Genomic DNA, 23,880 nt, shown 5'->3' with positions numbered 1-23,880 from the left:
GCCTTCCCAATCAATGATTAAATCGTCAACGACTCAACCACTTCAATCCAGCCGTGTTCGCTAGCGATATCCTGATTGTTAAGCCAGCGGCGCAGCATATTTAGCGCCATCATCGCGCCCACTTCCTGACGAATCGCCAGGCTGTAGCGATTTGCATTCAGCCGTACGCGCAAGGCGTGTGTCCCATCAGCCGTGGCCAGCGCAAAGTTAATATGTTCGTTTTCGAAAGCCGATATTGCGAGTGCCAATCCAGCATAATGCTTGCTACGTCGCTCGGTTATCCAATGCGCCGTTTGCGCCAGCGTTTCTTCCTGAGGCGGAACCACTTCACTCGCCAACAGTGGCGCATTCGCACGAGAAAGCTGCAATGCCACCAGGCCACCGGTGAATTGTTCGCTCAGCGTCAGGCTGAATTGCCGTTCTTGCAACGTGCGGGCGATTTGCGCGGGTAAGCCTTCCGTACCTTCAAAAATCATATTCTGCCCGGCAACCCGCTTAACTTCTGGCCACAGCGCCAGCATCGCTTCCCGTTGGGAATCCGGCCCGGTCAGCTTCAGCTCAATAATCGGCATTGAGGAGCGATAACCCATTGTTACTCCCGGAGGCAACGGGAGCGGATCCAGGCTCTGCGCCAGGTCGCTTTCAGAACGGCCAAAGGTGGTTAATCGCAGGCATAACGGGGGCTGAGCCAAAGAGAAACGCTCACGCAAACGGGGCAGGATCTCATGCTCCACCATGACTTTGAATTCTGACGGTACACCCGGTGTAAAGAACATCAGGCAGCGGTTAAGCTTCAGGGCGAACCCGCACGCGGTACCCACCGGATTATTGATAAACTCAGCGCTGGCCGGAAGTTCAGCCTGTTTGCGGTTGCTTGGCGCCATCACGCGGCCACGATCGCGGAAATATCGCTCCATCTCGGCCAGCCATGCTTCATGCAGCACCAACCCTTCGCCTTTTGCCGTTGCCGCTGCCAGCGCGCTCAAATCATCGCTGGTAGGTCCCAGACCGCCATTAACGATCAGTACATCGGCGTGCTCGCTACGCTCACGCAAAACGGCGACCAAATCGTTAAGATTGTCACCTACCGTGCTGCGGCGTGTTAGCGGTAAACCCTGATTAAAGAAAAAATCGGCCAGCCAGGCGGCATTGGTGTCGACGATTTGTCCGTGCAACACTTCATCCCCTGTGGATAGCATCTCCACGTTTAACATCGTGTTCTCCTGCTTTTATGATGAAAACACTATAACGCATGGAGGGGGGAAGGCGCGACTGAACGCCGCGCCAGAAATGTTAGAAGCTGGCGTTAACCCCAACGTACGGACCATCAGCAATCGCGTTATCACGGTTGCCGTCTTTGCCTGCCAGGTTCAGGTAACGATAACCGGCTTCGATGCTCAGCGGACGCATAATGGTCAGACGCGCACCGGCATTCGCTTCTTCATAGCTGTCGATACCGCTGGAAAGTGAATCAGGAGAGTAATAATACTCACCAAACAGACGGAAGCTATCGCCAATTGGCCATTGTAAACCACCACCGACAGCAGCAGCATAGCCTTCATCGCCATCGTTTGGATTAGTATAAACACCTTTACCACCAACGGTCGCCATCAGCGGCCCCAGTGGGATATTCAAACCTAAACCCAGCCCGGCAACATCACCGTCGTCATCGTTATGCATCCAGTTACCGCTGACGGCCAGACCAGTACTCTCAGTGCCCATACCGAATCCCAGGTTGGTGTAGTCTTCGCCAGCCTGGCCGCTGATGCTAATCGCGCTCGCCGACGCGGAAACAAACAGCATTCCGGCAAAACCCAACATTAAACTTTTTTTCATTTTCTATCCTTTCCAGCAAGAATCAAAACATAGCCCCAAAACCGATGAATTGTACTGTCAGATGGCGAGGAATCAATGAGCTAAAAAAGCGATGCAATGACATATTGTAACTAAATACTACTCACAAGATTTATTTAAGGTTAAATTCTTGTGCCAATTACACAGTTGGACGTCCCAGAACGTCATTTTCAACAAACATCCTGTTTTCCCTGCCAAAGCGCTCTTGATCACCGATGAAACATTTTTTCTGCCGCCAGCAAAAGGTAAGATGCGTGCATGACGGAATTTTCTCTACCTCCCCAACAAGGACTCGACTGATGCGCCAAAGAACGATTGTTTGCCCATTAATTCAAAACGATGGCTGTTATTTACTCTGCAAAATGGCTGATGACCGCGGTGTGTTTCCCGGTCAGTGGGCGCTTTCTGGCGGCGGTGTTGAACCGGGTGAACGTATTGAAGAAGCTCTGCGCCGTGAAGTGAGGGAAGAGCTGGGCGAGCAACTGGTGTTATCAGAAATTACCCCCTGGACCTTCAGTGATGATATTCGCACTAAAACCTATGCTGATGGCAGTCAGGAAGAGATTTACATGATTTATCTTATCTTCGATTGTGTCGCGGCGAATCGTGAAGTGAAGATTAACGAAGAGTTCCAGGCATTCGCCTGGGTTAAACCGGAAGATCTCAGTGCCTACGATTTAAATACCGCCACGCGTAAAACGTTAACCTTAAAAGGGTTACTGTAGGTTATCATTTTAATAACGGCATATAATTAACATTTTGAATAGCGGCATTGCACTCATCAACTTATAACAAACAGCAATGTCGCAAAAACCTAAAAAAACACTTAATTTCATTAAGATAAACAAAAAAAACACCTCTATTTAGCTATCGTTCCCAAACCTTAAACTCTTAAGGATAAATTAACCTTCAGTCATTAACCTTTGTAGCCTGATGAAATAATTAACGACGCCCCTGTTTATCACTAAAAATAAAACTTCGGTGGCGTTAAATGGCTTGAAGGAATAATGATGTCTGACTTTTTGCCTTTCTCTCGCCCGGCCATGGGCGCTGAAGAACTTGCCGCAGTGAAGGCGGTTCTGGACTCTGGATGGATAACCACCGGCCCGAAAAATCAACAGTTGGAAGAGGCTTTTTGCCAGCTCACGGGGAATAAGCATGCCATCGCCGTTTGCTCCGCCACTGCAGGAATGCACATTACGCTGATGGCGCTGGGCATTGGTGCAGGCGACGAGGTCATAACGCCGTCGATGACGTGGGTTTCTACCCTCAACATGATTGTGCTGCTGGGTGCATCGCCCGTCATGATCGACGTCGACCGCGATACGCTCATGGTGACACCTGAGCAAATTGAAGCCGCTATTACTCCACGAACCAAAGCCATTGTTCCAGTACATTATGCTGGCGCCCCCGCCGACCTCGACGCAATTTATGCCATTGGCGAGCGTTATGGAATCCCGGTAATAGAAGACGCAGCCCATGCCGTAGGGACATTGTATAAGGGCCGTCATGTCGGTGCTCGCGGCACGGCAATCTTCTCGTTTCACGCTATTAAAAATATCACCTGTGCGGAAGGTGGACTGATCGTTACCGACGACAGCCAGCTCGCTCAGCGGCTTCGCAGCCTGAAGTTTCACGGTCTGGGCGTTGATGCTTTTGATCGACAAACCTACGGCCGGGCACCACAAGCCGAAGTGCTTGCACCTGGATACAAATACAACCTGACGGATATTAACGCCGCTATTGCGCTGGTACAGCTCAATAAGCTGGAGCAACTGAACTCACGCCGGGCGCAAATTGCCCAGCACTATCAAAAAGCGCTGGCCGATACGCCATTCCAGCCGCTGAGCCTACCGCAGTGGTCGCACGTTCATGCCTGGCACTTATTCATCATTCGTGTTGATGAAACGCGCTGCGGGTTGAGCAGAGATGCCCTGATGGAAACGCTGAAGACCAAAGATATCGGCACCGGTCTGCATTTTCGTGCGGCCCATACGCAAAAATATTATCGCGAACGCTTCACTACCCTTTCGCTCCCAAATACTGAATGGAACAGCGCGCGCATCTGCTCGCTGCCGTTATTCCCTGACATGACCGATGATGACACTCAGCGGGTCATTACGGCGCTTCGCGAGATAGCAGGACAATGAGCATGTTTGAAGCCACACCGATTAAAAAAGTCTCGGTTGTTATTCCCGTTTTTAATGAACAGGAAAGCCTGCCAGAGTTAATCAGACGCACCAGCGCCGCCTGCGAAAAATTGGGCAAAGACTATGAAATTCTGCTCATCGACGACGGCAGCAGCGACCGTTCCGCTCAGTTGATGATGGACGCCTCTCAGGCACCGAACAGCCATATTGTCTCTATTTTACTGAATCGTAATTACGGACAGCACTCGGCGATTATGGCCGGTTTCAGCCATGTCACCGGAGACTTGATCATCACGCTGGATGCCGATTTGCAAAACCCGCCGGAGGAGATCCCTCGGTTGGTCGCCACTGCAGATGAGGGTTTCGATGTGGTAGGCACGGTACGCCAGAACCGTCAGGATAGCGTATTTCGTAAGACCGCCTCACGAATGATAAACCATCTGATCCAACGAACCACCGGTAAAGCAATGGGCGACTACGGCTGCATGCTACGCGCCTATCGCCGTCACATCGTCGATGCCATGCTGCATTGCCAGGAGCGCAGCACCTTTATCCCTATTCTGGCCAACATTTTTGCCCGTCGCGCCACGGAGATCCCGGTACATCATGCAGAGCGTGAATTTGGTGACTCCAAATACAGCTTCATGCGTCTGATCAACCTGATGTATGACCTGGTGACTTGCCTTACCACAACACCGCTTCGCATGTTGAGCCTGTTGGGCAGCGTGATCGCCGCCACGGGCTTTACCTTATCAGTCCTGCTTGTTGTTCTGCGCCTGACGCTCGGCCCACAGTGGGCAGCGGAGGGGGTATTCATGCTGTTTGCCGTCCTGTTTACCTTTATCGGCGCACAGTTTATTGGCATGGGTTTACTCGGCGAATATATCGGTCGCATCTATAACGATGTCCGCGCCCGCCCCCGCTATTTTGTTCAACACGTTATCCGCCCACAAACTACGCAGTCAACCGAGGAAAACCGCGCATGAAAGCCGTCGTATTTGCCTATCACGATATGGGATGTCAGGGTGTCCAGGCCTTGATGGATGCAGGTTATGAAATCGCTGCCATTTTTACGCACACCGACAACCCGGGTGAAAAAGCGTTTTTTGGATCTGTTTCCCGCCTCGCGGCCAGCGCCGGTATTCCGGTTTACGCCCCAGACGAGGTTAATCATCCCCTGTGGATTGAGCGCATTAGCCAACTGGCACCCGATGTTATCTTCTCGTTCTACTATCGCCATTTACTGAGTGATGAGATCTTCAGTCTTGCCCCTAAGGGTGCATTTAATCTGCACGGCTCGCTGCTGCCGAAATACCGTGGTCGCGCACCGCTGAACTGGGTATTGGTCAATGGTGAAACCGAAACCGGCGTCACGCTTCACCGCATGGTTAAACGCGCGGATGCTGGTGCCATAGTTGCCCAGCAGCATGTCGCTATTTCACCGGATGATGTGGCGTTAACGCTGCACCATAAATTGTGCCAGGCTGCGCGTCACCTGCTGGAGCAGACACTGCCGGCCATCAACGCGGGAAGTTACTCCGAATTCCCTCAACAGGATGCAGATGCTACCTGTTTTGGTCGCCGTACGCCGGAAGATAGCTTCCTCGACTGGAACAAACCTGCCGCGGAGTTACATAACCAGGTCCGTGCCGTCAGCGATCCGTGGCCGGGCGCATTTAGCTATGTTGGCACGCAAAAGTTCACCGTCTGGTCATCGCGCGTTTGCACAAACGACATTGCGGCCCAGCCGGGTACCGTCATCTCCGTGTCTCCTTTACTTATCGCCTGTGCCGATGGCGCACTGGAGATTATTACCGGACAAGCTGGCGATGGTATTGCAATGCAGGGTTCACAACTGGCGCAAGTTCTGGGTCTGGTGCCAGGTTCTCGCCTGAACAGCCAGTCAGTGACCACCAGCAAACGCCGTACTCGCGTACTGATCCTCGGCGTTAACGGCTTCATTGGTAACCATCTGACCGAGCGCCTGCTGCAAGAAGATAATTACGAAGTGTATGGGCTCGATATTGGCAGCGACGCCATTGGGCGTTTCCTGCAACATCCGCGATTCCATTTCGTCGAAGGTGATATCAGTATTCACTCCGAATGGATTGAATATCATGTGAAAAAATGCGACGTTGTGCTGCCTCTGGTGGCGATCGCAACGCCTATCGAATATACCCGCAACCCGCTGCGCGTATTTGAGCTCGATTTCGAAGAGAACCTGAAAATCATTCGTTACTGCGTGAAATACCGCAAGCGCATCATTTTCCCGTCAACCTCCGAAGTCTACGGCATGTGTACCGACAAAGTCTTTGATGAAGACAGTTCGAATCTGATCGTCGGTCCGGTCAATAAACCACGCTGGATCTACTCCGTATCCAAGCAACTGCTGGACCGTGTTATCTGGGCTTACGGCGAAAAAGAGGGATTGCGCTTCACCCTGTTCCGCCCGTTTAACTGGATGGGACCGCGTCTGGACAGCCTTAACGCCGCGCGTATCGGCAGCTCACGCGCCATTACACAGCTGATCCTCAACCTCGTGGAAGGTTCACCGATCAAGCTGATTGAAGGCGGTAAGCAAAAACGCTGCTTTACCGACATTCGCGATGGTATCGAAGCCCTGTACCGCATCATTGAAAACGAAGGTGGCCGCTGTGACGGTGAGATTATCAACATCGGTAATCCACAGAACGAAGCAAGTATTCAGGAACTGGCAGAAATGCTGCTTTCCTGCTTTGAAAAACATCCGTTGCGTAACCACTTCCCGCCGTTTGCCGGTTTCCGTGACGTCGAAAGCAGCAGCTACTACGGTAAAGGTTATCAAGACGTTGAGCATCGTAAGCCTAACATTCGCAATGCAAAACGCTGCCTGAACTGGGAACCGACCATTGAGATGCAGGAAACGGTAGAAGAGACGCTGGACTTCTTCTTACGCAGTGTGGATATCACGGAACACACATCATGACCAAAGTAGGCTTGCGCATTGATGTCGATACATTCAGGGGGACGCGCGAAGGCGTGCCCCGCCTGCTGGAGACATTAAACCGACATAACGTTCGGGCAAGTTTTTTCTTTAGCGTTGGGCCTGACAACATGGGACGCCATCTCTGGCGTCTTGTGAAGCCGCAATTTCTGTGGAAAATGCTGCGTTCAAACGCAGCATCGCTCTACGGATGGGATATTTTATTGGCGGGAACCGCATGGCCGGGAAAAGAGATCGGCCAGGCCAACGCGGCAATCATTGCACAAACCGCCCAGATTCATGAAACCGGTTTGCATGCCTGGGATCATCACGCCTGGCAGGCGCGAAGCGGAAACTGGAATGACAAACAGCTGATTGATGATATTTCGCAAGGTATCACCGCACTTGAAGCCATCATCGGTCAGCCAGTCACCTGTTCTGCCGTTGCCGGATGGCGTGCCGACAACCGTGTCGTCCATGCCAAAGAAGCATTCCATCTGCGCTATAACAGTGACTGTCGGGGAGCGTCGTTATTTCGTCCGGTGCTGGAATCCGGGAAAACGGGGACACCACAAATTCCCGTCACCCTACCAACATGGGATGAAGTGGTTGGTCAGGAGGTCCAGGCGGTGGACTTCAACTCCTATATTCTCTCCCACATCCAGATGAGCAGAGGAACACCGGTGTACACCATTCATGCGGAAGTTGAAGGTATCGCCTTTCATCAGAATTTTGACGAGTTGCTCATTCGTGCTGCCGATATGGGGATGACATTCTGCCCGCTTGGCGAGCTGTTACCTGACGACATCAGTACGCTGCCGTTAGGACAGATAGTACGTGGAAAAATACCCGGCAGAGAGGGATGGCTCGGCTGCCAACAACCGGTGAGTGTGACACCATGAAACCTGCTGCCCGCTACACTCTGGCATTTATCGCTTTAATCGCACTGTATTTTATTTTACCTATCAACAGCCGTATGCTCTGGCAGCCTGATGAAACGCGCTATGCTGAAATCAGCCGGGAAATGCTCAACTCTGGTGACTGGATAGTTCCACACTTTTTAGGGCTGCGTTATTTTGAAAAACCAATTGCCGGATACTGGTTGAACAGCATTGGGCAATGGCTGTTTGGCGCAAACAATTTTGGCGTCAGAGCGGGTGCTATTTTTGCCACTTTGTTGACCGCATTACTGGTAGCCTGGCTTGCCATGCGACTGTGGCAGGATAAGCGTACCGCCGTACTCTCCTCCGCTATCTTTTTAACGTTTTTTTCGGTTTACAGCATCGGCACCTACGCGGTACTTGATCCCATCATAGCGCTTTGGCTGATGGCGGGCATGTGCTGTTTTTGGGAAGGCATGCAGGCCACCACCAGAACACGCAAAATCATCGCTTTTTTGCTGCTTGGGCTGACCTGCGGTATGGGTGTAATGACCAAAGGTTTTCTGGCACTCGCCGTCCCTGTGCTTAGCGTATTACCCTGGGTTTTTGCACAAAAGCGTTGGAAAGACCTCATTCTCTACGGTCTGCTGGCGGTGATCGGCTGCATCGCGATCGTACTACCGTGGGGTATAGCGATTGCACAACGCGAACCGGATTTCTGGCATTACTTCTTCTGGGTTGAACATATTCAGCGCTTTGCGCAGGATGATGCCCAGCATAAGGCTCCTATCTGGTACTACATCCCGATATTTGTGGCAGGCACATTACCGTGGCTCGGTCTGCTTCCCGGCGCGCTGCGTACGGGCTGGCGTGAGCGGGATGTTCCGCGCAGTGCTCTGTACCTGTTAAGCTGGATTATTATGCCAATCCTGTTTTTCAGCATCGCGAAAGGAAAACTGCCGACCTATATTCTTTCCTGCTTCGCGCCGCTGGCGATATTAACGGCGCGCTTCGGCCTGCAGGCTGCGGAAAAAGACTCAGCATCCCTGCGCATCAATGGCTGGATCAACGTGCTATTTGGTGTCGTCGGCATCGTCGCTACGTTTATTGTTTCCACGCTGGGACCATTGAAGACGCCGGTCTGGTCGCATATCGAAACGTATAAGGTTTTTTGTGCCTGGGGCATCTTTATCATCTGGACGCTTTTTGGCTGGTATACGCTAAATAACCGCGAGAAGAACTGGAAATTCGCAGCACTATGCCCATTAGGGCTGGCGCTGTTATTTGGCTTCTCCATTCCTGACCGGGTGATGGAATCTAAACAGCCGCAGTTTTTTGTCGAGATGACCAAAGAATCGCTGGAGCCGAGCCGTTATATTCTCACCGACAGCGTTGGCGTCGCTGCGGGACTGGCCTGGAGCCTGAAGCGCGACGACATCATGATGTACGGACAAACGGGCGAGTTAAAATACGGTCTCAACTACCCGGATGCTCAAGGCCGCTTTGTCAGTCGGGAGAATTTTGCCGACTGGTTAGCACAACATCGTCAACAAGGAAACATTACGCTCGTGCTCTCTGTCGGTAAGGATGAAGATATTAATCAGCTTGCCATCCCTCCCGCTGACTACATTGATAATCAGGGACGTCTGGTCCTGATTCAGTATCGGCCCAAATGATCTGGATAGCCTTAGTCCTCGCCAGCCTGCTCAGCGTCTGCGGCCAGCTATGCCAGAAGCAGGCAACCCGACCGGTGTCTGTTCGTGCGCGAAAACGCTACATTACGCAATGGATTGGGCTTGCTCTGGCAAGCCTCGGTCTGGCCATGCTGCTATGGCTGGCGGTTTTACAAAACATTCCTGTCGGTATTGCCTATCCCATGCTGAGCCTTAACTTTGTATGGGTAACTCTCGCGGCCTGGAAAATCTGGCGCGAACCCGTCACAACCCGCCACTGGCTGGGCGTTGGGCTAATCATTACCGGCATATTTATTCTTGGGAGCGCAGTGTAATGGGCATATTTTGGGGATTATGTAGCGTTATTATCACCTCTGCTGCCCAGTTGAGCCTTGGCTTTGCGATGGATAATCTGCCTCCAATGCTGCAGCCGCTGGCGTTCATCTCTGCCGTATTCTCTGTCAGTATCGGAGCGTTTGCTTTATATGCCGGATTGACAGGGTATTTACTGTCAGTGATTTGTTGGCATAAAGCCCTACACCAACTCGCGCTGAGCAAAGCCTATGCCCTACTCAGCCTGAGCTATGTGCTGGTGTGGGTTGCCTCAATGATCCTGCCCGGCTGGCAGGGAACATTTTCAGTGAAAGCGCTGGCAGGGGTACTGTGCATCATGGCAGGGTTAATGACGATTTTTCTGCCTTCACGCAAACACCTGTCCTGAGATTATTTATCTTTAGACAGTCGTAACAGACGTTCCCATTCATCACAAATGTACTGTCTGGCATCAATGATCTTAATCACCCGAGATGTATCGCGGTTAATACAATACTGAGCATCCTTCAGCGGCGAAAGAAGATCGCCGGGCTTAATCCGCTCAGATGATTGCGCCTGGGCAAGCATCTTGAGCGAACCACCGCTATCGCAAAGTACGATATAGAGCCTCCCTGCTTTTTTGTGACAGCAGGTCTTCTTCACATGCCATTCCATAGCGCACCTATTGTTAATAAATTTCACAATAGGTTACACATTAGCTCATAAACAAAAGGACAATAGCTGCGGAATGACAGAAATGAGAAATGTAATTAATGTTTTCTTAATGCTAACGATGAAGCGCTTACCCAATCCGACAACGCACGACGCGAGATTTTAATCCCTCCGGCTTTGAGTTCGGGCGGCAATGTCAGCCAACATACCGGTTGTTGAAAGCGGGCCAGCTTATCGTTTACCCACTCAGCCAGATTAGTTTCTCCAGCATTAGCGTCATACTCAATGACCGCCACCGGGCGATGGCCAAACTCTTTGTCTTCTAACGGGACAATAAAGGCCTGCAGAACCTGCGGATGCGCTGCAATCACGCGTTCCACTTCTTCTGGCTGTATGCCTTCCCCACCGCTAAAAAACAGATTGTCCATACGACCGATAATAGTTAACTTGCCGTCCTTTAACACCCCACGATCGCGGGTAGCAAACCAGCCTTCCGCGTTCACTAAAGGAATAAGCTGTCCGTTACGCCAGTAACCTTGCGCCATGCTGGCAGCCCGTAACCAGACTTCATCATCAACGATTCTGACTTCTCTGCCTACCAGAGGGGAACCCACATCTGCCAGACCATCCGCCTCTTTCGCACAGACCGTAGAAGCAAACTCCGTTAATCCGTAACCGCACCAGCAACGAATCCCTTGCTCGCGCGCTTGCTCCGTCAATTCAACAGGAATTGCCGCACCTCCCAGCAGTACCGCTTTGAGCGTGACCGACGTGTTGTTGACCAGCAAGCGCCACAGCTGCGTGGGCACCAGTGAAGCGTGGGTACATCCAGCCAGCATTTGCTCCAGCGGCTGCTTGTCGCGCACGGTCATTCGCGCCCCGGCAAACAACCAACGCCATAAAATCCCCTGGCCGGAAACATGAAACAGCGGCAGTGAGAGAAGCCAGTCATCCTCAGCACCAAACGGCATTAATGACAGGACGCCCTGCGCGCTTGCCAGATGCGCCTGACAGGTATGAACAGCCGCTTTTGGCAATCCGGTAGAACCTGAAGTTAACGTCATCGTGCTCAAACGTTCAGGCAACCACGCAGCGGCGCGATCGCCTGGTAACGACCGCATCTGCAACGGGCTGAGTTCCGGAAGTGCGATAGCGGCCTCCAGATCCAGCGCAAAACGTAACGTTAAGCCCGGGATCAGCGCATCAAGCAGCGGCTGAGGCAACTGTGGGTTCACAGGTAAAACCCGCGCCCCACATTGCAGCAGCGCGAGCCAGGCCAGCAAAGCGCGAGGATGATTCCAGGCGCGAAGCAGAACACCATCGCCCTCTTCCACGCCCTGAGCGGCAAAACCGCAGGCCAGATAATCTACACGTGTGCAGAGATCGCTCCAGCTTAATACCTCATCGTTGAGGCGTAAGGCTGGCGCTTTCGCACGAACCTGTCGCCAGTGACGCCACGGCCAGTCACTGAACTGCACCAGGCCCGATAAGCTCACGCTATCGGGCATTTCCTGCTGGGTCATAGCACACGTTCCAGCGCATCAACGTCGATACACGGCAACGTGCTACCCGGCCAGGTGCGTACCTGCTGGCACTGCATCAGACTCAGGGTATCCAGACCCGGAATGGTCTGCGGCGTTAACCAGGCGGCAATTCTCGCCAGCTGGGTTAAGCCCAGACTCGACTCGATTGACGAACTGATAACGGCAGTAAGACCGAGCGCATGCGCCACAGCCACCTGTTCACGGACTTTATCGAGACTGCCGGTCAGCGTAGGTTTGATAACCACGGCCCTGACGCCTTCTTCGGCTTCGAAGGTGAAATCCGCTTCACGCAGACTTTCATCCCAGGCGATGGCAATGCCGGTTTCACGCGCGAAGGCACGAGAATCATCGCGGGTTTTGCACGGTTCTTCGAGGAAGGCAATGCGTCCGCGATATTCCGGATTAACGTATTTCGCGAACTGCTGTGCTTTCAACGGCGTCCAGGCCCGGTTGGCGTCAAGTCGCAAATGCAGCTCCGGGATCGCCTCAAGCAGCAGATTGGCCACCATGCCGTCGCGGACCGCTTCATACAGACCGACCTTGATCTTCGCCACTTTTTCGCCCGGCATATCCGCCAGTTGTAGCACCAGATCGTCAGGATCGCCGGTACACAGCGGCGCAGCACGATAGTCCGCGTCCTGCGGCAATACGCCAGCCAGTTCGGCCAGCGCACAGCTTACGCCAAAGGCGACCGAAGGCAGTTGCGGTAAGGAGTCATCCCCTTGCAACCAGCCTTTCACCCAGGCCAGCAGCTCGGTTTGCGCCTCTTCCCAGCTTTCCTGACTAAAGCCCGGCAGCGGGGAGATCTCTCCCCACCCTTCGCGCTCGCCGTCACGAAGACAAACGTACAGCCCGTCACGCGTTTTTAACCGCCTGTCGCGCAGAATCACCCCCGCGTCCATGGGGATCTGCCAGCGGTATACCTGCGCGCTACGCATTACGGATTCCGTTTGAATTTGCTGAAATCAGGCTGACGTTTTTGGTTAAAGGCGTTACGGCCTTCCTGACCTTCTTCCGTCATGTAGAACAGCATAGTGGCATTACCTGCCAGCTCCTGCAGACCAGCCTGACCATCACAGTCGGCGTTCAGTGCGGCTTTCAGGCAGCGCAGCGCCATTGGGCTGTTTTGCAGCATTTCACGGCACCAGCGTACGGTCTCTTTTTCCAGATCCACCAGCGGAACCACGGTGTTGACCAGACCCATATCCAGCGCCTGTTTCGCATCGTACTGACGGCACAGGAACCAGATTTCACGCGCTTTTTTCTGACCGACGATGCGCGCCATGTAGGAAGCGCCCCAACCGCCGTCGAAAGAACCGACTTTCGGGCCGGTCTGACCAAAGATGGCGTTTTCAGCCGCAATGGTCAGGTCACACATCATGTGCAGCACATGGCCACCACCAATGGAGAAACCTGCAACCATCGCTACTACCGGTTTCGGACAGGTACGAATCTGGCGCTGGAAGTCCAGTACGTTCAGGTGATGCACACCGGAGTCATCCTGGTATCCGCCGTAGTCACCACGCACTTTCTGATCGCCGCCTGCGCAGAACGCTTTGTCGCCAGCACCGGTCAGAATAATTACGCCGATGTTGTCATCATAGCGGGCATCCGCCAGCGCCTGGATCATCTCTTTCACGGTGACCGGACGGAAGGCATTGCGTACCTGTGGACGATTAATAGTGATTTTTGCGATACCGTCGGTGGATTTCTCGTAAAGAATGTCGGTATAGCCTTCAGAGCAATCGTGCCATTCTACCGGTGCGTAAAGCATTGTTTCATCAGGATAGATCATAAAATGTCCTATAGTCAGCGACGCAGAATCTGAGCCAGACAGTCCACTACGCCCGCGGGGTTGTCCCGATGCGCGTTGTGTCCGGCATTACGAATCACATGGTTTGGTACTGATATTTCCGCCGCCAGAGCGCGGAATTTTTCGTCACGTTCACCACATAAATAATAAAACGGAAATGTGCGCGTCGTGAGTTGCGCACGTAAATCAGGCTGTACGGCAAGCGAGGTGGCCTCCAGCATTGCCGCCAGCGTTTGCCCATTATTCTGGCTACGCAGAGCGACCAGCGCCTCTCTTTGTGCCGCGTTCAGCGAGGAAAAAACGGGCTGTTGATACCAATCATTAAACACCTCACGTAGCGGCTCTGCGCGAAAACGCGCAGCCCAGCGGCCATCCGAGAGACGGCGTTGCACGCGCGCCTCCTCGCTTTGCAAGCCGGGATGTCCGCCTTCAACCACCAGACCACAAAGCCCAGGCATCTCCTGACAGGCCGCCATCATCGCGACTCTGCCGCCAAGAGAGTATCCCACCAGCCAGTAGTTAAGTATGTTGTAACTAAGTAGAGTATTACGCAGCAAAACGCTGACATCATCGAACCCGCTCACGCTGATGTCAGCGGAGCCACCGTGTCCCGGCAGGTCGATGTATAGCCGCGAATAATCCTGAAACGCTTCGCCGACCGTCTGCCATTCCTGGCAATCGCCAGAGAAACCGTGCAGGAAAACCAGCCAGGGAAATCCCGTTTGGCCCTCTTTCGCCTGCGCATGCAGGATCATAGGTGACTTACCTGCGCCAGCAGTTGCTGCAAGGTTTGCGCCCCGTCAGTTTCGTTCACCACCAGCTCAATCACCGTGGCCGCAGGTGTACGCCACGCGTTAGTCAACGCGCTCTCCAACTGCTCCCAGTTTTCCGGGCGCTGGTATTTAAGGTTAAACATGGCGGCAGCATGCTCGAAATGTACGTTCTGCGGCATCAGATAGAACCGTTCGCGTTCGCTGGCTGGTGTCGGCAGCAGGGAAAAAATCTGCCCGCCGTTATTATTGACCACTATCAGGACAAACGGTGCAGAAACCTGGCGCAATAACGCCAGCGCATTCAGGTCATACAATGCAGATAAATCGCCAACAATCGCCAGCGTCGATTTCGCGCTGGCACGCTGTACACCAGTTGCCGTTGACAGCAGGCCGTCAATACCGCTCGCGCCACGGTTGCTATAGACCGGGTAACCAGCCGGAAGCTGCGACAGCGCATCAATCAGGCGTACCACCAGACTGTTACCCACGAACAGCTGCCCCTGCTCCGGCAAGTAGTCGCGGATACGGTGGGCTAATTGCGCTTCACCAAACGCCTCACGACGGGCTTCTACCGCCTGCCAGGCCTGTTGCGCCAGACGAGGGATCTCCATACACCAGGGATGACGTTTCTCCGCCGGATGTAGCTCCAGCCAGTCGCCAACTTTCGCCACCAACCTGCGGCCGCGATGATGGGCAGGATCAAGGCGGCCTTCGATATTATCGACAATCCAGTATTCCTGCGGATCGCAGCTGGCCTGCCATTGCAGCAGACGTTTTCCAGTCAGGCTGCTACCAAGCTGCACCACAATCTGCGCCTGCTGCAATTCAGCTACAGCTTTCGCATTTCCCAGCCACAGGTCGGCGCACGGCAGCGGTTGTCCGGTTTGCGACAGAACATCGCCAATCAGCGGCCAGCCTAACGTCTGCGCCCACTGCGCAACCTTCTGACCTTCTTCCGCGCTCATGCGGCCCGCAATGACTACGCCGCGTTTTTGTCGCCAGAAAAACCAGTCGCGTTGTTTGTCGCTTTCCAGCCGACGCGCTTCTCGCAGCCAGGGCTTATCGTCCTGCCACCAGTCGCCGAGGCGCTGCTGCCAGGCAATCCCCGTTTCGTCCATATCGCCATACAGCGGTTCCGCAAACGGGCAATTGATATGAACCGCCCCGCTATGCAGGGCAGCTAACGCATTATCAATAGTGGACACCAGCCAGCTTGCCGGAATGTCCTGAGTCGGACGCGGTAAAGAGAGCGTTTGCGATGGATGCGAGGCAAACATTCCGGCCTGACGAATCGCCTGGTTCGCGCCACAGTCGATAAGCTCTGGCGGTCTGTCAGCGGTAAGTAAAATCAGTTTTTCACCGGTCAGGCCCGCCTCAATCAACGCGGGATATAAATTCGCCACCGCGGTACCGGACGTCACAATCACGGCGACAGGCTGACGGCTGACTTTTGCCAGACCTAAAGCCAGATGCCCAAGACCGCGCTCGTCAAAATGGGTGTGGTGGATGAATGCGGGGTTTTCCGCTGCCGCCAGCGTCAACGGTGTAGAACGAGAGCCAGGGGCAATGCAGACATGCCTGACGCCGTGGCGAGTGAGTGCTTCCAGAATGACCGCCGCCCAGCGTCGGTTAAATGCGCTTACTGACATGAGATTGTCCGGTATCAATATTGCGACACAGTATAGAGAATCGAATAAATGGATTTTTGATATGAATCGGAAATATACACGAAATCACTATCCTTCCATCTGTAATAAAGTACGTAACCCTGCCGCTTTATTGTCTATTTCTTGCCATTCCTGCTCAGGATCTGAGCCACGTACAATCCCTGCCCCGGCATACAGGCGTACCACGTTTGCGCTAATTTTCGCTGAACGCAATGACACACAAAACTCGCTTTGGCGCAAAGAAAGATAACCCGCTGAACCGGCATACCACTCGCGTTCAAAGGGTTCATTTTGTTGGATGAATTCACGCGCCAGCTCACGCGGAATACCGGCAACTGCCGCCGTGGGCTGGAGCTGCATCAGGCAAAGCGTATCATCGGCCTGATTCAGTTCCGTCCAGATGCAACGGCGCAGGTGCTGCACTTTACGCAGCCTGAGCACCTGCGGTGGCAGCACATCGAGAGTTTGCGTACAGCCTTGCAGGCGCTGGCAAATATCTTCGACCACCAGCATATTCTCGCGCTGGTTTTTATCATCTTTCATTAGCCAGTCGCCCAATTGCCAGGCCCGATGATCCTCAGGGTGATTGGCCACGGTTCCGGCCAGCGCCTCGGTGCGCAGCGCCGTATCACGTCGTCGATACAGACGTTCAGGAGAAGAGCCAAGAAAAGCGGTGTCGGCGGAGAATGCCATAAAGAAATGGTAGCAGTTCAGATTTAAGCGACGGCTGGAAGCCATCACGGCAGCGGCATTAACCGACTGAGAAAACTGTAAATCGGTCGCCCGCGCCAGCACGACCTTATCGAGGTCTTCTCCTGCGATCGTTTGAGTGGCGAGTTTTATCAGGTCTATCCAGCCAGCTTTCTCCGGCCAGTGCTGTTCTCCCGTCAAATTCAAACGCAATGCAGGGAGCGGTTTTACGGGAGCAAGCGATGAGATGAAGGCGATCGCTTGTGCAGCGTCTTCACGTAGCGACACGTCGCTATAAAGATGTAAGCGTAAGCTCGCCACTCCGGCGCAACGTCGCCACTCCAGCCGCGGCAGCAGTAAATTGCCACGCAGAGGCTCAAAGGCATTCAGGCCCCAGATGCGCAGGTCGGGATGATTATCATGCTGATGTAAAAATTGCTGTGCTGATTCCAGCGAGGAAAATGCGGCGACGGCCCCTAATACGGCGGCTTCTTCATCGCCGTTACGCTGCTGCCAGTAAAACTGGGGCCAGACGGGTTGACTAGCCAGCCATCCTAAAGCGTCAAACGCATCATTCAGTGGGAAAGGTATATCGTAAATACGAATTCCAGGTGCTGCTGGCATCTCTTGCGATAAATGACGCATCAGACTTTCCAGCGCAGTAGTGATTGAATGCACGCGGACCTCTCCCTGTTAAAAACCTCTCATTATACGGGGTACTGAGCAGAAAAAGCAGTACCCCCAGTTAGGGAGTACGTACAAATGCGATGACAGAACGGAATTTATCGCCGCGCTAACAATAATCCCATCACTAAACCGACCGTGGCGCCAACGCCGATTCCGCGCCAGGGTTTTTCGTGCACATAGTCATCCGCCCGACAAACGGCTTTTTTCGCACGGTAATAGTAGCTGTCAGAAGCATGGCTGACGCGATTTCTCACCTCTTCTAACGCCCGCTCTGCCCGCGCTTTTAACTCAAGGTATTTTTGATCTGCTGGGTCGCCAGAAGAACGCAGCACCTCTTCCAGCGTTTCACTTAATAATTCCAGATCATCATCGATACGTGATTCATAAGAATGAAAAGACATTATATTCTCCCTTTCTATTGACGTACCCGCTAACTATAGACAACCTGGACTGATTGCGCCTGTTTACGCCTGATGTGCTTCCCGCGCCATTCCGACGTGTGGAATACCATCTTCGTCATAGATATCCGTCACCGGAACAAAGCCAAAGCGCGCATAGAACGATTGCAGATGCGCCTGCGCGCCCAGATACAACGCCTTGTGTGGCCAGTGTTGCGCGCAGGATGCCAGCGTCTGGGCCATTAGCTGTTGCCCCAGTTTTTCACCACGCAGCGCTTCGCTTACAATCACCCGACCAATCACTACCGGCTCCAGTTCGTCATCGCTTTTCAGAATCCTCGCATACGCCACCAGCTCATCGTTATGCCAGCCCAGAATATGCCGATTCTCTCCAGCCAGGTCATCGCCATCCACATCCTGGTACGGACACTGTTGCTCAACTACAAACACCGCGCATCGTAGCTGAAGTAGTGCGTACAGTTGTTGGGTACTCAGCTTTGCATGGTGGAGATCTTGCCAGTGAATCATTGTCTGCCCCTATGTTGTGATAACCTGAACACCCTGCCTTATTGATGGCGAAAAGTGTAACGCAAAGATGGAATTACTATTTTTAGGCACGTCTGCGGGAGTCCCCACGCGCTCACGCAATGTAACGGCAATTTTACTGAATCTGCAACACCCGACTCAGGCGGGGCTGTGGCTTTTTGATTGCGGCGAAGGGACGCAGCATCAGATGCTCACCACGCCTTTCAATCCAGGAAAACTCGATCGTATTTTTATCAGCCATCTGCACGGCGATCACCTGTTTGGTTTACCGGGGCTACTGTGCAGTCGCTCAATGGCCGGCAATGTCCAGCCTCTGACGCTCTACGGGCCAAAAGGGTTGCGAGAGTTTACCGAAACCGCATTGCGTCTGAGCGGCTCCTGGACCGATTATCCGCTGGATATTGTAGAAATCACCGCGGGTGAGATTGTGGGTGACGGCCTGCGAAAAGTAACGGCTTACCCGCTGGCGCATCCGCTGGAATGCTACGGTTTTCGCATTCAAGAGCACGACAAACCCGGTGCGCTTGACGCCAATGCCCTGAAGGCGGCAGGTGTAAAAGCGGGCCCGTGGTTTCAGGATTTGAAAGCTGGGAAAACCATCGTGCTGGAGGATGGTCGAGCGATTAACGGTGCCGATTTTCTTTCCCCACCCACCAGGGGAAAATCAGTCGCTATTTTCGGTGACACAGGACCCTGCGCGTCCGCCATTGAACTGGCTCGAGGTGTAGATGTCATGGTACACGAAACCACGCTGGACGCTTCAATGGAGGAAAAAGCAAACAGTCGTGGGCACAGCTCAACCCGACAAGCCGCACAGCTGGCGCTGGATGCCGGAGTGGGACGTCTGATAATGACCCACGTTAGCTCACGCTACGATGAAAAAGGCTGCCAGCGCTTACTCGCAGAATGCAAAACAATATTTCCAGACACGGCACTGGCTCACGATTTCGCCATTTTCAGCGTTTAACGCTCTATTTTTCCGCCTCAGTGCCGATAACAGTGGAAAGGCTGGCTTTCACACTGAGGACAGGATGAACAATTTCCAGAAAGATATTGATGACAGGACAAACCTAACCCTGTCTAACCGTTTTGAACTACTGCTGTTTCGCCTCGGCAAATCTGTTGAGGAGCAGAAATCAGAGCTGTTTGGCATCAACGTATTCAAGCTGCGTGAAATCGTGCCGATGCCGACCTTTACGCGTCCGGCGGGTATGAAGGCCCCGTTACTGGGTATGGTTAACATTCGCGATCAGGTGATCCCGGTGATTGACCTGCCCGCCGTCGCGGGCTGTAAGCCAGAGACCGGACTCAACATCCTGTTGATCACAGAATATGCCCGCAGCGTCCAGGCGTTTGCTGTGGAGTCAGTGGAAAACATTATGCGCCTGGACTGGCAACAGGTGCATACCGCCGAGAAAGCCGTTAATGGTCGCTATATCACCAGTATCGCTTGCCTGGACGACAACAAAGAGACCAACAACCTGGCGCTGGTGCTCGACGTTGAGCAGATCCTGTACGACATCGTACCGGCGAACCACGACCTGCGCGCAACCGATCTGAAAACCAATAAATTCAACATCACGCCGGGTGCGGTGGCGATTGTGGCTGATGATTCCAAAGTGGCCCGCGCCATGTTGGAAAAAGGTCTAAACGCCATGGAGATCCCGCATCTGATGCATGTAACAGGCCAGGATGCGTGGGAAAAAATTCAGCAGCTTTCCGCAGAAGCGCTGGCGGAGGGCAAGCCGGTCAGTGAGAAGATCGCTCTGGTTCTCACCGATCTCGAAATGCCGGAGATGGACGGTTTTACGCTTACCCGTAAGATAAAAACCGACGAACGTCTGAAGAAAATCCCGGTCGTTATCCACTCTTCGCTTTCCGGTAGCGCGAACGAAGATCACGTTCGCCGAGTAAAAGCGGATGGCTACGTGGCCAAATTCGAAGTCAATGAGCTTTCTTCAGTGATCCAGGAAGTGATGGATCGCACAGCGAAAGGCATCAGCGGTCCGCTGGTGAGCCGTCAGCTATTAAACTGACCGTATTTCACGCATAAAAAAACCCGCCAAGGCGGGTTTTTTCATTTCTGCATTTCGTTTACATCAGCGGAGTCGCTAACTGCACAATGCTGATCAGCGGTTGCGGGTAAATACCCAGCACCAGTACCAGCAGAGCAGAAATCAGCACCACGATACCGCCCGCGCTGTACTGCCAGTTAGACGGCGCATCACGGTTCAGCTGCTGCGGTGCACTCAGGTACAAGCTTACGGCAACGCGCAGGTAGTAGTACAAACCAATCGCAGAACCGACCACCACGGCGGCAACCAGCCACCACAGGTTAGCCTGTACACCGACGGCCAGTACGTAGAACTTACCGATAAAGCCCAGCGTCATCGGGATACCTGCCAGAGACAGCATCATCACCGTCATCACTGCCGCGAGGATCGGACGATGCCAGAACAGACCACGGTAGGAGAACAGAGAGTCCGCATCCGGGCCGCGGTACGGGCTGGACATCAGGCTGACCACACCGAACGCGCCGAGGCTGCTGAACAGGTAACCGGCCAGGTAAACGCCAACCGCTTCCATCGACATCTCGCCGCTCTGCAGAGCAATCAGCGCCACCAGCAGGTAGCCGAGGTGAGAGATAGAAGAGTAACCGAGCAGACGTTTAATATTGGTCTGGCTCAGCGCCATCAGGTTACCGAAGATGATGGAAGCAAAGGCAATCACGCCCAGCACGATACGTACCGCTTCGCTATCCCCTACCGGTGCGTACAGGAACAGACGCATCACCACGCCGAAGATAGCGATTTTGCTCGCCGTCGCCAGGAAAGTGGAAACCGGAGCAGGAGCGCCCTGGTATACGTCTGGCGTCCACAGGTGGAACGGAACCAGCGAGAGTTTAAAGCCGAGGCCAACAATCATCAGACCGAAGCCCGCCAGCAGCAGCGGTTCGTGCAGCATGCCGTCGCCGAGGCTCTTACCGAGCGCAACAAACGACAGATTACCAGACTGCGCGTACACCAGCGCCATACCGAACAGCAGGAAGGAAGACGCTGCGGCAGACAGAATGGTGTATTTGATACTGGCTTCCAGCGAACGTTTCTGACGGAACGCATAGCCAACCAGACCAAACAGCGGCAGAGAGATCAGCTCAATACCAAGGAACAGCGCCGCCAGATGGTTAGCGTTAGCCAGCAGAATACCGCCAAGTGAGGCAATCAGCACCAACAGGTAGAACTCTTCCCGGTTGTCATCGTAGCCTTCCAGCCACGGGTAAGCGAAGGTACAGGTGGCAAGACTCGCCAGCAGCACCAGCCCGGTGTAGAGCATGGCGAAACCGTCAACCCGCATCAGCGGGGTGACGTCCATGGCGCCCGCCTGGCCAACAAACCAGAGCGAAACCAACGCGGCGTTAAGCCCAATGACCGACAGCGTGGCATTGAGGAAGTGATTGCGTCGCCACGCAATGGAGAGCATCACAACCACCACCGTCAAGCCGACGATCAGCAGCGGTAGCAGCGCAATCAGGTGTTGTGGAGTTATTGTCATGGCGATTTACGGCCTTGTAGTAGTAACGGAATTAACAAACCACTGCTGGATGTTGCTCATCGCAGAATGCGAGGTATCCAGAATCGGCTGCGGATAGAAGCCAAGCAGTACCAGAAGCACGACCAGCAACAGGATGATAAACAGCTCACGCAGCGACATCCCTGGCAGTTCAACACTGGCAATCTGGCTCTTCGCTTTACCGAAGTAAGCGCGATGCAGCATCGCCAGCGAGTAAACAGAGGCAAACACCAGACCAAAGGTCGAGATCACGGTAATGACCGGAACCACCTGGTAGCTGCCGAACAGAATCATAAATTCGCCAACGAAATTACCTGTACCCGGCATACCCAGCGTACACACTGCGAAGAACATCGACAGCGCAGGCAACCATTTCATTTTGCCCCACAGGCCGCCCATCATACGCATATCACGCGTGTGCAGACGTTCGTACAGCTGACCACACAGAATGAACAGACCGGCTGCGGACAGACCGTGCGCAATCATCTGGATAACAGCACCCTGGTACGCCAGCTGGCTGCCGGTGTAGATAGCAATCAGTACGAAGCCCATGTGCGATACGGAGGTGTAAGCGATCAGACGTTTGATATCGTACTGATTAAAGGCCATCCACGCGCCGTAGAAGATACCGATAACGCCCAGCCACATTGCGATAGGTGCAAACTCAGCCGACGCGTTCGGGAACAGCGGCAGAGAGAAGCGCAGCAGACCGTAAGCCGCGGTTTTCAGCAAGATCCCCGCCAGGTCAACGGAACCTGCGGTCGGCGCCTGGGAGTGCGCATCCGGCAACCAGCCGTGCAGCGGAACTACCGGCATTTTCACCGCGAAGGCAATGAAGAAGCCCAGCATCAGCAGATATTCCACACCGTGGGACATCGGGGTATTCAGCAGCTCTTCATAGTTGAAGGTCCACACACCGGTCGCTTTATAGTGCACAAACACCAGCGCCAGGATGGCAATCAACATCACCAGACCACTCGCCTGGGTATAAATGAAGAACTTGGTCGCCGCCGTGATACGCGTTTTACCGTCAGAGGCTTTATGCCCCCACAACGCGATCAGGAAGTACATCGGCACCAGCATCATTTCCCAGAAGAAGAAGAACAGGAACATGTCGATGGCAAGGAACACGCCGATCACGCCGCCTAAGATCCACATCAGGTTCAGATGGAAGAAGCCCTGGTATTTTTCGATTTCATTCCAGGAGCAAAGTACCGCCAGAACACCGAGCAGACCGGTCAGCACTACCATCAGCAGCGACAGACCGTCGATAGCCAGATGAATAGAGATGCCAAAACGTGGGATCCACGGCAGGACAAATTCAGACTGCCACTGCGGAATGCCAGCGGATTGCGTCAGTGAATAGCCGCCCTGCAACCACAGTTGCAGGCCAAGCGCCAGCGTCAATCCCATGGTAATCAGCGCAATCCAGCGCGGCACCTTCACGCCAAAGCGTTCGGTCTGCCAGCACAGGAAGCCACCGATAAAGGGAATTAATATCAACCAGGGTAATAACATAGCTAAGTATGTCCCTTATATTTACTCCTGCTCAGGCTATCTCACTCGTCAGCCCAAATCCCGGCAGTGCTCGCAATCCTCACGTACTTCAGTACGCTCCGGTTGCTCTGCGCTGGCGGTCTCCGGTCTGACTTCGCCGATGACGCCTGTACATCAGGAACAGATTTTCA

The 23,880-nt window shown here is 53.7% G+C and carries 23 protein-coding genes; 10 read left to right on the top strand and 13 right to left on the bottom strand.

The genetic code is table 11. The features are described from left to right. Positions 1 to 17: 17 nt before the first annotated feature. Positions 18 to 1,214 (bottom strand): nicotinamide mononucleotide deamidase-related protein YfaY, encoded by a 1,197-nt coding sequence (locus tag OGX90_RS08300; RefSeq protein WP_234692630.1) that lies wholly within the window; start codon positions 1,212 to 1,214, stop codon positions 18 to 20. Between the two features lie 79 nt (positions 1,215 to 1,293). Further along, positions 1,294 to 1,836 carry a YfaZ family outer membrane protein gene (locus OGX90_RS08295; protein ID WP_048215871.1) on the bottom strand — a complete coding sequence of 181 codons (543 nt, stop codon included), beginning with the start codon at positions 1,834 to 1,836 and terminating at the stop codon, positions 1,294 to 1,296. A gap of 317 nt (positions 1,837 to 2,153) precedes the next feature. On the opposite strand from OGX90_RS08295, the gene nudI reads away from it, so the two are divergent. The 8 genes from nudI to arnF all read left to right on the top strand — a co-directional run bounded on the left by nudI (position 2,154) and on the right by arnF (position 10,241). After that, entirely contained in the window at positions 2,154 to 2,579 is a 426-nt protein-coding gene (gene nudI / locus OGX90_RS08290) for a nucleoside triphosphatase NudI (RefSeq protein ID WP_234692629.1), read from the top strand. A gap of 285 nt (positions 2,580 to 2,864) precedes the next feature. Next, positions 2,865 to 4,004 carry a UDP-4-amino-4-deoxy-L-arabinose aminotransferase gene (gene arnB / locus OGX90_RS08285; protein WP_234692628.1) on the top strand — a complete coding sequence of 380 codons (1,140 nt, stop codon included), beginning with the start codon at positions 2,865 to 2,867 and terminating at the stop codon, positions 4,002 to 4,004. Positions 4,005 to 4,006: 2 nt separating this feature from the next. Beyond that, positions 4,007 to 4,990 (top strand): undecaprenyl-phosphate 4-deoxy-4-formamido-L-arabinose transferase, encoded by a 984-nt coding sequence (arnC, locus tag OGX90_RS08280; protein WP_042307134.1) that lies wholly within the window; start codon positions 4,007 to 4,009, stop codon positions 4,988 to 4,990. After that, on the top strand, positions 4,987 to 6,969 hold the full coding sequence (gene arnA / locus OGX90_RS08275) for a bifunctional UDP-4-amino-4-deoxy-L-arabinose formyltransferase/UDP-glucuronic acid oxidase ArnA (protein ID WP_234692627.1): 1,983 nt from the start codon (positions 4,987 to 4,989) through the stop codon (positions 6,967 to 6,969). The genes arnC and arnA overlap by 4 nt, the downstream gene beginning before the upstream one ends. Next, positions 6,966 to 7,868, top strand: a complete 903-nt coding sequence (arnD, locus tag OGX90_RS08270) for a 4-deoxy-4-formamido-L-arabinose-phosphoundecaprenol deformylase (RefSeq protein ID WP_100272085.1) — start codon at positions 6,966 to 6,968, stop codon at positions 7,866 to 7,868. Before arnA ends, arnD begins: the two co-directional genes overlap by 4 nt. Next, positions 7,865 to 9,523: a lipid IV(A) 4-amino-4-deoxy-L-arabinosyltransferase gene (arnT, locus tag OGX90_RS08265; RefSeq protein WP_137377523.1), complete on the top strand. Its 1,659-nt coding sequence runs from the start codon at positions 7,865 to 7,867 to the stop codon at positions 9,521 to 9,523. Before arnD ends, arnT begins: the two co-directional genes overlap by 4 nt. Further along, complete coding sequence (arnE, locus tag OGX90_RS08260; RefSeq protein WP_003834709.1) at positions 9,520 to 9,855, top strand: 4-amino-4-deoxy-L-arabinose-phosphoundecaprenol flippase subunit ArnE; 336 nt, start codon at positions 9,520 to 9,522, stop codon at positions 9,853 to 9,855. Before arnT ends, arnE begins: the two co-directional genes overlap by 4 nt. Continuing rightward, on the top strand, positions 9,855 to 10,241 hold the full coding sequence (gene arnF / locus OGX90_RS08255; RefSeq protein WP_212025203.1) for a 4-amino-4-deoxy-L-arabinose-phosphoundecaprenol flippase subunit ArnF: 387 nt from the start codon (positions 9,855 to 9,857) through the stop codon (positions 10,239 to 10,241). The genes arnE and arnF overlap by 1 nt, the downstream gene beginning before the upstream one ends. Positions 10,242 to 10,243: 2 nt before the next feature. Here the strand turns inward: arnF and pmrD are convergent, their stop codons facing one another. The 9 genes from pmrD to OGX90_RS08210 all read right to left on the bottom strand — a co-directional run bounded on the left by pmrD (position 10,244) and on the right by OGX90_RS08210 (position 18,604). Beyond that, positions 10,244 to 10,507 carry a signal transduction protein PmrD gene (pmrD, locus tag OGX90_RS08250; protein WP_008785336.1) on the bottom strand — a complete coding sequence of 88 codons (264 nt, stop codon included), beginning with the start codon at positions 10,505 to 10,507 and terminating at the stop codon, positions 10,244 to 10,246. 95 nt (positions 10,508 to 10,602) lie between these two features. Next, positions 10,603 to 12,027: an o-succinylbenzoate--CoA ligase gene (menE, locus tag OGX90_RS08245; RefSeq protein ID WP_234692626.1), complete on the bottom strand. Its 1,425-nt coding sequence runs from the start codon at positions 12,025 to 12,027 to the stop codon at positions 10,603 to 10,605. Continuing rightward, complete coding sequence (menC, locus tag OGX90_RS08240) at positions 12,024 to 12,986, bottom strand: o-succinylbenzoate synthase (RefSeq protein ID WP_234692625.1); 963 nt, start codon at positions 12,984 to 12,986, stop codon at positions 12,024 to 12,026. The genes menE and menC overlap by 4 nt, the downstream gene beginning before the upstream one ends. Continuing rightward, positions 12,986 to 13,843: a 1,4-dihydroxy-2-naphthoyl-CoA synthase gene (gene menB / locus OGX90_RS08235; RefSeq protein ID WP_053389241.1), complete on the bottom strand. Its 858-nt coding sequence runs from the start codon at positions 13,841 to 13,843 to the stop codon at positions 12,986 to 12,988. The genes menC and menB overlap by 1 nt, the downstream gene beginning before the upstream one ends. A 14-nt stretch (positions 13,844 to 13,857) precedes the next feature. Next, positions 13,858 to 14,616: a 2-succinyl-6-hydroxy-2,4-cyclohexadiene-1-carboxylate synthase gene (gene menH, locus OGX90_RS08230; protein ID WP_234692624.1), complete on the bottom strand. Its 759-nt coding sequence runs from the start codon at positions 14,614 to 14,616 to the stop codon at positions 13,858 to 13,860. Beyond that, on the bottom strand, positions 14,613 to 16,283 hold the full coding sequence (gene menD / locus OGX90_RS08225) for a 2-succinyl-5-enolpyruvyl-6-hydroxy-3-cyclohexene-1-carboxylic-acid synthase (RefSeq protein ID WP_286623502.1): 1,671 nt from the start codon (positions 16,281 to 16,283) through the stop codon (positions 14,613 to 14,615). Before menD ends, menH begins: the two co-directional genes overlap by 4 nt. A gap of 87 nt (positions 16,284 to 16,370) precedes the next feature. Next, a complete protein-coding gene (menF, locus tag OGX90_RS08220; protein WP_213752558.1) occupies positions 16,371 to 17,669 on the bottom strand; it encodes an isochorismate synthase MenF in 1,299 nt (432 codons plus the stop codon). 104 nt (positions 17,670 to 17,773) lie between these two features. Next, positions 17,774 to 18,079, bottom strand: a complete 306-nt coding sequence (elaB, locus tag OGX90_RS08215) for a stress response protein ElaB (protein WP_003027683.1) — start codon at positions 18,077 to 18,079, stop codon at positions 17,774 to 17,776. 63 nt (positions 18,080 to 18,142) lie between these two features. Beyond that, positions 18,143 to 18,604: a GNAT family N-acetyltransferase gene (locus OGX90_RS08210; RefSeq protein WP_008785342.1), complete on the bottom strand. Its 462-nt coding sequence runs from the start codon at positions 18,602 to 18,604 to the stop codon at positions 18,143 to 18,145. A 67-nt stretch (positions 18,605 to 18,671) separates the two neighbouring features. Here OGX90_RS08210 and rbn point away from each other — a divergent pair, with 67 nt between their 5' ends. Further along, positions 18,672 to 19,589, top strand: a complete 918-nt coding sequence (gene rbn, locus OGX90_RS08205) for a ribonuclease BN (RefSeq protein ID WP_286623500.1) — start codon at positions 18,672 to 18,674, stop codon at positions 19,587 to 19,589. 64 nt (positions 19,590 to 19,653) lie between these two features. Beyond that, positions 19,654 to 20,658, top strand: a complete 1,005-nt coding sequence (locus tag OGX90_RS08200; RefSeq protein WP_032944079.1) for a chemotaxis protein — start codon at positions 19,654 to 19,656, stop codon at positions 20,656 to 20,658. Positions 20,659 to 20,716: 58 nt separating this feature from the next. On the opposite strand, the gene nuoN is transcribed toward OGX90_RS08200, so the two are convergent. Continuing rightward, a complete protein-coding gene (nuoN, locus tag OGX90_RS08195; protein WP_234692621.1) occupies positions 20,717 to 22,174 on the bottom strand; it encodes an NADH-quinone oxidoreductase subunit NuoN in 1,458 nt (485 codons plus the stop codon). A 6-nt stretch (positions 22,175 to 22,180) separates the two neighbouring features. Next, on the bottom strand, positions 22,181 to 23,710 hold the full coding sequence (gene nuoM, locus OGX90_RS08190; protein WP_003027692.1) for an NADH-quinone oxidoreductase subunit M: 1,530 nt from the start codon (positions 23,708 to 23,710) through the stop codon (positions 22,181 to 22,183). Positions 23,711 to 23,880 lie beyond the last annotated feature (170 nt).

This window comes from Citrobacter sp. Cpo012, assembly GCF_030333015.1.
Classification (GTDB): Bacteria; Pseudomonadota; Gammaproteobacteria; order Enterobacterales; family Enterobacteriaceae; genus Citrobacter; species Citrobacter portucalensis.
Note: the sequence above shows the minus strand (reverse complement) of the source record. Positions and strands in the feature narration are given on the sequence as shown.

Coding starts and splice junctions, on each gene's coding strand:
- OGX90_RS08300 (WP_234692630.1), bottom strand. CDS start 1,214: ATGTTAAACGTGGAGATGCTATCCACAGGGGATGAAGTGTTGCACGGA.
- OGX90_RS08295 (WP_048215871.1), bottom strand. CDS start 1,836: ATGAAAAAAAGTTTAATGTTGGGTTTTGCCGGAATGCTGTTTGTTTCC.
- nudI (WP_234692629.1), top strand. CDS start 2,154: ATGCGCCAAAGAACGATTGTTTGCCCATTAATTCAAAACGATGGCTGT.
- arnB (WP_234692628.1), top strand. CDS start 2,865: ATGTCTGACTTTTTGCCTTTCTCTCGCCCGGCCATGGGCGCTGAAGAA.
- arnC (WP_042307134.1), top strand. CDS start 4,007: ATGTTTGAAGCCACACCGATTAAAAAAGTCTCGGTTGTTATTCCCGTT.
- arnA (WP_234692627.1), top strand. CDS start 4,987: ATGAAAGCCGTCGTATTTGCCTATCACGATATGGGATGTCAGGGTGTC.
- arnD (WP_100272085.1), top strand. CDS start 6,966: ATGACCAAAGTAGGCTTGCGCATTGATGTCGATACATTCAGGGGGACG.
- arnT (WP_137377523.1), top strand. CDS start 7,865: ATGAAACCTGCTGCCCGCTACACTCTGGCATTTATCGCTTTAATCGCA.
- arnE (WP_003834709.1), top strand. CDS start 9,520: ATGATCTGGATAGCCTTAGTCCTCGCCAGCCTGCTCAGCGTCTGCGGC.
- arnF (WP_212025203.1), top strand. CDS start 9,855: ATGGGCATATTTTGGGGATTATGTAGCGTTATTATCACCTCTGCTGCC.
- pmrD (WP_008785336.1), bottom strand. CDS start 10,507: ATGGAATGGCATGTGAAGAAGACCTGCTGTCACAAAAAAGCAGGGAGG.
- menE (WP_234692626.1), bottom strand. CDS start 12,027: ATGACCCAGCAGGAAATGCCCGATAGCGTGAGCTTATCGGGCCTGGTG.
- menC (WP_234692625.1), bottom strand. CDS start 12,986: ATGCGTAGCGCGCAGGTATACCGCTGGCAGATCCCCATGGACGCGGGG.
- menB (WP_053389241.1), bottom strand. CDS start 13,843: ATGATCTATCCTGATGAAACAATGCTTTACGCACCGGTAGAATGGCAC.
- menH (WP_234692624.1), bottom strand. CDS start 14,616: ATGATCCTGCATGCGCAGGCGAAAGAGGGCCAAACGGGATTTCCCTGG.
- menD (WP_286623502.1), bottom strand. CDS start 16,283: ATGTCAGTAAGCGCATTTAACCGACGCTGGGCGGCGGTCATTCTGGAA.
- elaB (WP_003027683.1), bottom strand. CDS start 18,079: ATGTCTTTTCATTCTTATGAATCACGTATCGATGATGATCTGGAATTA.
- OGX90_RS08210 (WP_008785342.1), bottom strand. CDS start 18,604: ATGATTCACTGGCAAGATCTCCACCATGCAAAGCTGAGTACCCAACAA.
- rbn (WP_286623500.1), top strand. CDS start 18,672: ATGGAATTACTATTTTTAGGCACGTCTGCGGGAGTCCCCACGCGCTCA.
- OGX90_RS08200 (WP_032944079.1), top strand. CDS start 19,654: ATGAACAATTTCCAGAAAGATATTGATGACAGGACAAACCTAACCCTG.
- nuoN (WP_234692621.1), bottom strand. CDS start 22,174: ATGACAATAACTCCACAACACCTGATTGCGCTGCTACCGCTGCTGATC.
- nuoM (WP_003027692.1), bottom strand. CDS start 23,710: ATGTTATTACCCTGGTTGATATTAATTCCCTTTATCGGTGGCTTCCTG.